Source organism: Phenylobacterium sp., assembly GCF_041920015.1.
Taxonomy (GTDB): domain Bacteria; phylum Pseudomonadota; class Alphaproteobacteria; order Caulobacterales; family Caulobacteraceae; genus Phenylobacterium.
On record NZ_JAYRST010000149.1, the window covers coordinates 1 to 2,261 of the forward strand.

Sequence of the window (2,261 nt, forward strand, 5' to 3'; positions counted from 1 at the left end):
AGCCCGAAGTCCCCCTCAGTCCGCTTCGCGGACAGCTCCCCCAGAGGGGGAGCAACTAGTCGCCTACGTCTTAGGAACCACCTTCAGCAGCTTGCCCTGCTCGGCGTCGGTGACGAGGTAGAGGGCGCCCTCGGGGCCGACGACCACGTCGCGGATGCGCTCGCCGCGGTCGGCCAGCAGGCGTTCTTCGCCGATCACCTTGCCGTCCTTCAGCACCAGCCGCACCAGGTCCTTGGTGGCCAGGCCGCCGATGAAGACGCTGCCCTTCCAGGCGGGGAAGAGGTCGGCCTCGTAGAACGCCATGCCGGAGGGGCCGATGACCGGGTCCCAGTAGTAGACGGGCTGTTCCATCCCCGCCTTGGCGGTGATCCCCTCGCCGATCGGCTTACCGGAATATTCGAGGCCGTAGGTGATGGTCGGCCAGCCGTAGTCCTTGCCCTTCTCGGGATGGTTCAGTTCGTCGCCGCCGCGGGCGCCGTGCTCGACCTCCCAAAGCTGGCCGGTCTTGGGGTCGAGGGCGGCGGACTGGATGTTGCGGTGGCCGTAGGACCAGATCTCTGGGCGCGCGCCGGCCTGGCCGACGAAGGGATTGTCGCTGGGGATCGAGCCGTCGGCGTTGATGCGCACCACCTTGCCGAGCGTGCCGTCCAGCCGCTGGGCCTGGGCGCGGCCGGGCAGGATCGAGCGCTCGCCGGTGGTGACGAAGAGGGTTCCGTCGCGCGCGAACACCAGCCGGCCGCCGAAGTGCAGGGTGGAGTCGAGCGAGGGCGTTTGGCGGAAGATCACCTGCACGTTCTCGACCTTGCCGTCGGCCAGCTTGCCGCGCGCCACGGCGGTGTGGTTGGTCCCGTCGCCCTTGGCCTCGGCGTAGCTCCAATAGATCAGGCCGTTGCTGGCGAAGGCCGGGTCGACGGCCAGGCCCAGCAGGCCGCCCTGGTTGCGCCCGTCGACCGCGGGCAGGCCGGCGAGCGGCGCCGACAGCTTGCCGTCCTTGCGGAGGATGCGCAGGGCGCCGGTCGGCTTTTCGGTCACCAGCAGGCGCCCGTCCGGCAGGAAGGCGAGCGCCCAGGGCTTGTCGAGCCCCTCGGCCAAGACCTGGACCTCATAGGTGACATCGGCGGTGACGGCCGGGGCGCGGGTCTGGCCGACGAAGGCGGGCGCCTGGCCCGTCGCGTTCGGCGGGCGGCTCTCGACGCCTGCGTTGGAGGACGGGGCGTTGGCGGGCTGGGCCGCGCCATCGCTTCCGCCGCAGGCGGCGAGCAGGGCGGCGAGGGCGGGGACGATCAGGCGGCGCATGGGCTCTCCAGTCGGGTCAGATCGGGCCGGCGACGGCGGCGAGGGCTTCGGCGGGCTCTGCGCCCTCCAGGTGGATGTACGACCATACCGCCAGGAACAGCATGGGCCAGCGGCGGGCCGGATCGTTGAGGAACGCGGCCGGTGCGGCCTCGGCTCCCAGAGTCTCGGCGATGGCGCGGGCCTGGCCGATCTTCACGGCGATGGCCTCGGCGCGGGGCCCGATCCAGGCCTCGACCGGCACGGTGAAGCCCTGCTTGCGCGCCCAGGGCTCGGCGGCGGGGCAGACCTGCTCCAGCCAGCGGCGCAGCAGCCATTTCCCATAGCGCCCGCGCACCTTCATCCGGTCGGGCAGGGGAAAGGCGAAGGCGGCGACCTCCGGGTCCAGGAACGGCGTGCGCCCCTCCAGCCCATGGGCCATCAGGCAGCGGTCGAGCTTCAGCAGCAGGTCGTTGGGCAGCCAGGTGGCGATGTCGGCCCATTGCGAGCGTTGCAAGGCGGTGAGGCCGGGCGGCGCCTTGGCCATGGCGCGCCAGCGCTGGAGTATCGCAGCGTCGCCGGGCCGCGGTTCGGCCGGACGCCCGCCCAGCCAGGCGGGCCGGAGGGCGCGGCGATAGCGGCCATAGCCGCCGAACAGCTCATCGCCCCCTTCGCCGGTCAGGACGACGGTGAGGGTTCCCTTGGCGGCCTCGGCCAGCTTGTAGGTCGGCAGGGCCGCATAGTCGGCGGTGGGATCGTCCATCGCCCAGGCGACCTGGGGGACGATGCGCCAGAAGTCCCCCTCGTCGAAGGTCGTTTCGCGCCAGTCGAGGTCCAGGGCGCGGGCCACCCGCTCGGCGCCGGCCCGCTCGTCGCGCGCGCCGGGGGCGTCGAAGCCGCAGGTGAAGGCGGTGACGGGACGGGTGTTCAGCCGCGCCATCAAGGTCGCGACCGTCGCCGAGTCGATCCCGCCGGACAGGAAGAGGCCG

General features: G+C 72.2%; 2 protein-coding genes. Both read right to left on the reverse strand.

Going from position 1 to position 2,261, the window contains the following annotated elements:
- Positions 1–63 precede the first annotated feature (63 nt).
- The gene (locus ACE3TL_RS16905) at positions 64–1,296 is read right to left on the reverse strand and encodes a PQQ-dependent sugar dehydrogenase (RefSeq protein WP_374579823.1); all 1,233 of its coding nucleotides are present in this window, start codon (positions 1,294–1,296) and stop codon (positions 64–66) included.
- A 16-nt stretch (positions 1,297–1,312) separates the two neighbouring features.
- Positions 1,313–2,261 (reverse strand): asparagine synthetase B (locus ACE3TL_RS16910; RefSeq protein WP_374579824.1); only part of this gene is annotated, 949 nt, incomplete at its 5' end.